We start from the raw sequence: 6,750 nt of genomic DNA, 5'->3' as shown, positions 1-6,750 counted from the left end.
TCATCGTAGTCCTAATGGTTTTATGTTGAATTTACTCGCAGGGTTAGTAGCTTATTGCCTTAAAGAAAATAAGCCAATCCTTAATATTAATGACGTAGAGAAGAATGCTATGGTTAGGGCTTAACCCGATCTGAGGTTAATTACATTGAGTAACGTATACCAAACATGACTCGACGCTCTAATTGCTCTAAACTAATAGGCAGTAAAAGGTTATTAGATTGCATTTTGGTAACCGTTTCTTCCGTTATGTTTAATACATCAAACTGAATCGAAAAGTTTTCAGAAAGGTTGTAGTTTGCAGATAAATCTAACTGGCCATAAGCATCTTGATATTTAGCTTCTGGAAAGTAATCTACATATTCACTTCGCCACGCATAAGACAATCTTGCATCAAAAGTTGAATTATCATAGTAAACAATAGCGTTATAACTATTTTTAGATAATCCAGGCAAGGTTGTACTACGAATATCAGTTTCATCAGCAAATGAAGCAGCACTGTCGGTATAAGTAAAGTTCACTATAGTACCGAAATTACTCAAACTTTCAGAGATGAAAGTAAAAGGACTTTGAAAACTAACTTCTATACCTTGTACTGATGCATCAGTACCATTTTGTGGCTGAGTAAAATCAATAGGACCAGTAATTAATTCATTTGATATTTGATGACGATAAGTTGTCACTTCAGTAGAAACAGAATTCTCAACTAACGAATCTATCTTTTTATAAAAAAATGCGGCGGCTAAAAGTGATTCTGGAGCAAAATACCACTCTGCACCAAAATCAATATTGTTAGATGTATAAGGTAATAAGTTTACATTACCTTTGTTACCTTCTAAGCGAGATGCATCAATCGTTGTTGATGGAGACAAACTTGCTAATGGTGGGCGAGTCATTGTTCTTGAATAAGCAGTACGAAGGAGTACATCTTCACCTAATTCATAGCTTAAATTAAAGCTAGGTAAAAACTCAGTATAGTCACTTTTATAAGTAACCGGCTCTATTATGCCATTTTGAAACAGTGACCCATTAGACTCTATTTCTGTACTAATATATCGTAATCCTATATTAAAATGAGCATTATCAGTGACAAAATTAGCTTGAATGTAAGCAGCCAAAGTTTGCTCAGTTATCCCATAAGTTCCTGTAGCACTTGCTTCGGCTTGGTAACTATTATTTTCTACGTCATCACCATGCTTTCCTTGCATATAGGTTGCCTGCATTAAATCGTGATCAACATATAATAATGAACTTGGGCCATTTATGCTATCAACGCTGTAATCTCGATTACTACCTAAAACACTGGCTAACGTCATACCAGCACCCGAAAGTAGATCATCCTGCCCTTGCGCTGGACCATCACCCCAAAAGTCATTCCAGGCACTTTGATTATTTGCATAATGCTCTGGATTCATATGTTGAACAGCACTCTCCCCCATCTGCCAAAAATCATAATCACGAGTTTTTTCTCTATCACTCGCTGAAAAGCCATAATCAATGCTCACTAAATTATCTAAATCCAATAATTGTTCAAAATCAACTTTTGCAACTAATTCTTCATCTTCATTTTTACGATCTTTACTGAAGGCAACATTGAATAAAAAGTTTTCGGCATTGTTTTGATCTGCATAATATTCAGCAGAACTACCCACTGGGTAAAACTCATAACCGGCGCCAGCTCTTTGTATTTGTGTGGCTATTCGATTATAAAAAGAATAAAGATAGGTTTCTTCATCACCTGTACGTTTGGTATAACCAATTAAGGGTTTAATTGTTAATGAGTCACTCACATTCCAATCAGCGCTTAGTACATGAGAAGCAAATGTTTCTTCGCGATCAATATTCTGTGTTCCTACTCGATTTCTTGCACGAGGAAAAGCAGCATTGATAATATAATCATTACCGGCAATATTCTGAAGTTCAGCTGTTTCAGGCTCTCCCCCAATATCCCATTCTAAGGTAACATCTATGCGGTTGTATTCTCGCAAGGTATCAGAGGAAACATAAATGTTATCAAAAGTGAATTGTAGGTTTTCAGATGCGTTATATTGAAGTGTTAACGTGGTCCCTAATGATTCACGGTTGATATCATTACGTAAATACCGAGGATCATCAGGGATAAAGGCATGGCCATAATTTGGTGCCTCATGCACATCTCCCCCTGTTGCGCGGTAAGTAATATTTGGATCTAAAGTCGCATATTTCCATGTACCACTCTCATTTACTACCGTATCAACCTCAGAATATGCAACAGATGCAGCTATCCCAAAAACATCATCAAAATTATTGCTAAAAAACATCGATGCTCTAGGCGTTGTTTCTTCAGATAAACTACCATAACTCCCCTGAACGGAAGTGCTAAATTTAGGGTCGTTGGCGTCATAAGTAAACGGTTTTGGCGTTTCTAGATTAACAACACCAGCCAGTCCGCCTTCTGTTTGTTTGGCTGAGGCTGTTTTATGTATTGTAACTTGATTAAATAATTCTGAGGCGAGTAAACTAAAATCAAATTCTCGACCGCCTTCAGCATCCAGTTGTCCGCTAAAGCCAGAAGAAGTAGAAGAGACTCCATTAATTTGTACCATGGTAAACTCAGGGCCTAAACCACGTAAATTGATGGTTGAGCCTACACCAAATTCACGTTCAATAGTGACACCTGGTATCCGTTGCAGTGATTCAGAAATATTATTATCTGGAAATTTCCCCAAATCTTCAGCACTGATTGTATCAACAATACCGGTATTAAGGCGCTTATCACCTAGCGAACGATTTAAGCTTCCTCTGACACCTTTTATTTCAATTCTCTCGATATCAGCCGCTTTTGTTACTTCTTTTATATTGTTATCAATTGCTTTATTTTCAGCTTCTTCTGCCGTTGATGTTGCAGAAAATAACATGGTAAATATAGTGGCTAGCATTGTTTTTTGAGTATTCATTTGTTCATTCCCAAAGCTTTTGTTGTAATTGATATTCGGGGACAGTGGCTTTATCAAAAAAGCTTTCTTATCTGAAAGTTCACCTTCAAGGTCACTATTTTGCAACAAGACACTCAGTGCTTCTTGAACAGAATATTGACCTTGAACTAAACTACCCGTTTTATTTTTAACAAGGTCATAAGGGAATAGAAATGATATCTTGGCGACATCTGATAAATCATTAAGGGATTGGCTTAATGGTTGAATTGGAATATTAAATTCATATTTATCATTTATTATATTATTTTCTTTTGCTTCTACACACAGAGTATAAAACCCAAAATTTAATAAATGAATAACTATTAACACCTTACTAACTTGTCGTTTAATAAGACGCATCAAAAATAGAAATCTACTATTCATTAAGATCATTTATTTTTCTTTTACACGTAATTGGACATGTTTATCATTCAGTTTATTAACACTAATGCCAAACCCAGACTCTAATACATAAAATAATGTATCCGTTTCGCCTATTTGAAATTGCCCACCAATTCGCATGGACTTTAATTGAGGATCAATTACATCAATTTGCACTTGTGTATGTCGAGTTATCTCCTTAATAACTTCTTCCAAAGATTCGCCAGCAAAAACTAACTTACCTTTTTTCCACGAAAGAAAACGACTCACTTCACTCGTATCCAATTCATCAATATCACTGACAATATTACTCTGTATCGGAATACTAATACGCTGACCTGCAGACAAATTACCGAGTAATTTTTTTACTTTTACAGGTTGAGGCACGGTCTGTTGTAGAGGACTCGTTGAATCATTGTTACTATTTGGCTTTTCAAAGTTCCCTTCTATTTTCAATGCCTGATAATCATCTGGAATAACAACTAATGTATTATCAACTATCGCTAACTCTACGGTTCCCTCACTTACTAAGACTTCTATAGCACCTGTTACTTTATGAACAGTAAATGCTGTACCTGTCGCCCTAACTAATCGGTTATCAGCATAAACTTCAAAAGGTCTCGTTTTATCTTTAGCAACTTCAAAATGAGCCTCACCTTCAAGTAAGTTAATACGCCGATATTCAGCTGTATAATTTACCTTAACCTTAGTACTACTATTTAACCAGATAGTAGAGCCATCAGGCATAATTCTGCTTAAGCTTTCACCAACACCAGTATCAAAAGTCAAGCCTTCACCTTTCATGGTTGATGCATCATGACTCAATAAAAACCACGTAAATAAACAAATCACCAATGGGCTAACAAAGGCAACGCTAAACAATTGATTTCTTTTTTTTATGCAAGTTGATAGAAAAACGTATATGACGAGTAACGGATAAAGTAAGCCTCTCAACATTATTAAAAACAATGAAGGTTTGTGTATTTCTTGAGGTAACATAACTGATGAAAGTAAATCCATTTCCCCCCAACTATTTACCATACTTTCTAAACATTCACGATGTACGCTACTTGTTCGTATCCAAGCATTAAGCTCCGCTATTTGCGCTTTTGAAAGTTCTGGTGTGTCTTCAAGTAACAGAACCCATTGTGCCGCCTCTTGATTAATAATAACTTTATTAGTAAATCCTTTAACATTAGTATTCATAATTTTCTCCCTGCTTTAGCGGGAACTTTAGACCTTTCCATTGTTGAATCTTCATTGTGTTCATTATTATATTTCGTTACAGCCTCATTGTAGGCACACATTCCTTTAGTGATATAATTACTCACTGTAATAGTAGAAATATTCATACGTTTAGCAATGTCTTTTGTAGAAAGACCGTAAACTTTCCTCATTACTACAGCTTGTCGACATTTATTCGGTAAACTTGCGATAGCCTCACACATCACGCCCAATTTCTCTTGTGCAACTACATTACTCTCCAAAGTATCTAAATCTAAATTAACATCAACTAAATCAATATCCTCAACATATTCATTTAATTGTGTTGATGCTTTTCTAAAATCCGAAACAATTAAATTTTTAGCAACACGAAACATAAATGACTTAGGCTTTAATACTTCATTTTTTAATGAGGACTTATAGGTACGTAAGAATGTCTCCTGACAGACATCATCAACATCTTGAGAGTTAACAACATAGCTAGAAATAAAATATTTCAATGATGATTTATAACGTTTAAAAGCACTCAGCACGCCTTCCTCTGATTTATTCAGACCTTTATTACTATTATTTTTTGAATTCAAAATACTTCCAAATTTATCATAATACAGATGAACACTAGTTAAGAGGTGATCCTCCTATATGTAAGATGTAAAAATACAATAAAATGATCCCCAGTAATATGACGTATTACTTAATAAAATCTACTATAACTATTTAAAAAAATTAAACCTCGTGATAAAATAAACTACAGCTATTCGTATCGATAAGATTAAGAGAATACACCATAGAACAAATAACAATAAAAAATAGTCATTTATTCCTTGAAGCTGAATTCGTTTATCAGTATTCTAGTTACACAGCTAAATCAGACACTCATTAACCTTAAGTTAAAAAATTATGACGACTAACCTGAACAACCGACATCACCATCATATGGAACTGCCCGTTCAGGTATTTTATTATTTATTTTAAATAAAAAAAGACCGCGATGGGCAATGGCTTTTTCGCGGATTAAAACTTAAGTATTATATTTATGAACCCCCGAAGAGCCTTAAATCTTTCGGGGGTTTTTCGCATTTTATGCCCCTGAAAATTGTATATACAAATTTTTAGCATTAAAAACTTATAATTAGGAATCGAACAAATGACATCATCAGAGCCACGTTTACGTATAGCAATGCAAAAATCAGGACGACTTAGTGACGATACTCAAGCACTATTAAAGCGTTGTGGATTAAAACTTAATGTTACTGACCGCCGTTTATTGGCACATGTTAGTAATATGCCTATCGACATTATGCGCGTACGTAGTAGTGATATTCCAGGTCTAGTAATGGATGGCGTATGTGACTTAGGTATTGTTGGTGATAATACGCTTGAAGAAGAAGAATTATCACGTGCACTTATTGGTAGCAAAAACAATTATATTAAAACCACAGCATTAAACTTTGGTGGCTGTCGCTTTTCAATCGCCATGCCTGAAGAATTCGAATATACAGGGTTACAATGTTTAAACGGTTTACGTTTTGCAACCACTTACCCGCAATTATTAAGACGCTTTGCTAAAGAAAATGACATTAATGTTGAATTTTGTTTATTAAAGGGCTCTGTTGAAGTCGCACCAAGAGTTGGTTTAGCCGACGGTATATGTGATTTAGTGTCAACCGGTGCCACTCTTGAAGCAAATGGTTTAAAAGAAGTTGCTGAAGTATTTCGCTCTAAAGCTTCATTAATTCAACGTTCAGAATCTTTAGGTGATGAAAAACAAGCTATCCTAGATACACTACTTCCGCGTATTCAAGGCGTGATGAAAGCAAAAGAAAGTAAATACATTATGTTACACGCACCTAAAGATAAAATTAGTGAAGTAAGTGCATTAATGCCAGGTAAAGAAACACCAACTATTTTACCTTTAGCAGGACGTGATGACATAGTAGCCGTACATGTTGTGGCAACTGAAACTTTCTTCTGGGAAACTATGGAACAACTAAAAGCGCTAGGTTGTAACTCCATACTTGTTATGCCAATTGAAAAAATGATGGGCTAAATTCATTAAGTTATTGATTGGTTTGTTCAAGCTCGACATAAAAGTACTTACTTGGCTAGCGTCAACCTAGTACTTTCCGTTTCCTCTTGTACCAGCTATTTTCGCGTTAAAATAATTTATATAACCTATATATAGACATAGAGA

The 6,750-nt window shown here is 35.1% G+C and carries 4 protein-coding genes and 1 pseudogene; 2 read left to right on the top strand and 3 right to left on the bottom strand.

Going from position 1 to position 6,750, the window contains the following annotated elements; all coding sequences use genetic code 11:
- Positions 1 to 124, top strand: a pseudogene (locus Q4503_RS16905) (IS982 family transposase); the annotation flags it as partial.
- A 16-nt stretch (positions 125 to 140) separates the two neighbouring features.
- Here the strand turns inward: Q4503_RS16905 and Q4503_RS16900 are convergent.
- The 3 genes from Q4503_RS16900 to Q4503_RS16890 are packed head-to-tail and all read right to left on the bottom strand — an operon-like array spanning position 141 to position 5,140.
- Positions 141 to 3,335 carry a TonB-dependent receptor gene (locus Q4503_RS16900; protein WP_303602984.1) on the bottom strand — a complete coding sequence of 1,065 codons (3,195 nt, stop codon included), beginning with the start codon at positions 3,333 to 3,335 and terminating at the stop codon, positions 141 to 143.
- Between the two features lie 9 nt (positions 3,336 to 3,344).
- Entirely contained in the window at positions 3,345 to 4,538 is a 1,194-nt protein-coding gene (locus Q4503_RS16895; protein WP_303602983.1) for a FecR domain-containing protein, read from the bottom strand.
- The gene (locus Q4503_RS16890) at positions 4,535 to 5,140 is read right to left on the bottom strand and encodes an RNA polymerase sigma factor (RefSeq protein ID WP_303602982.1); all 606 of its coding nucleotides are present in this window, start codon (positions 5,138 to 5,140) and stop codon (positions 4,535 to 4,537) included. Before Q4503_RS16890 ends, Q4503_RS16895 begins: the two co-directional genes overlap by 4 nt.
- Positions 5,141 to 5,703: 563 nt before the next feature.
- Between Q4503_RS16890 and hisG the strand changes: the two genes are divergently transcribed.
- Positions 5,704 to 6,606 carry an ATP phosphoribosyltransferase gene (gene hisG, locus Q4503_RS16885; protein ID WP_215973699.1) on the top strand — a complete coding sequence of 301 codons (903 nt, stop codon included), beginning with the start codon at positions 5,704 to 5,706 and terminating at the stop codon, positions 6,604 to 6,606.
- The last annotated feature ends 144 nt before the right edge of the window (positions 6,607 to 6,750 follow it).

It is taken from the genome of Colwellia sp. 6_MG-2023, assembly GCF_030547765.1.
GTDB lineage: Bacteria > Pseudomonadota > Gammaproteobacteria > Enterobacterales > Alteromonadaceae > Colwellia.
Note: the sequence above shows the minus strand (reverse complement) of the source record. Positions and strands in the feature narration are given on the sequence as shown.

What these genes read in the sequence shown, in the direction of transcription:
- hisG (WP_215973699.1), top strand. Translation starts at nt 5,704, where the DNA reads ATGACATCATCAGAGCCACGTTTACGTATAGCAATGCAAAAATCAGGA.
- Q4503_RS16900 (WP_303602984.1), bottom strand. Translation starts at nt 3,335, where the DNA reads ATGAATAGTAGATTTCTATTTTTGATGCGTCTTATTAAACGACAAGTT.
- Q4503_RS16895 (WP_303602983.1), bottom strand. Translation starts at nt 4,538, where the DNA reads ATGAATACTAATGTTAAAGGATTTACTAATAAAGTTATTATTAATCAA.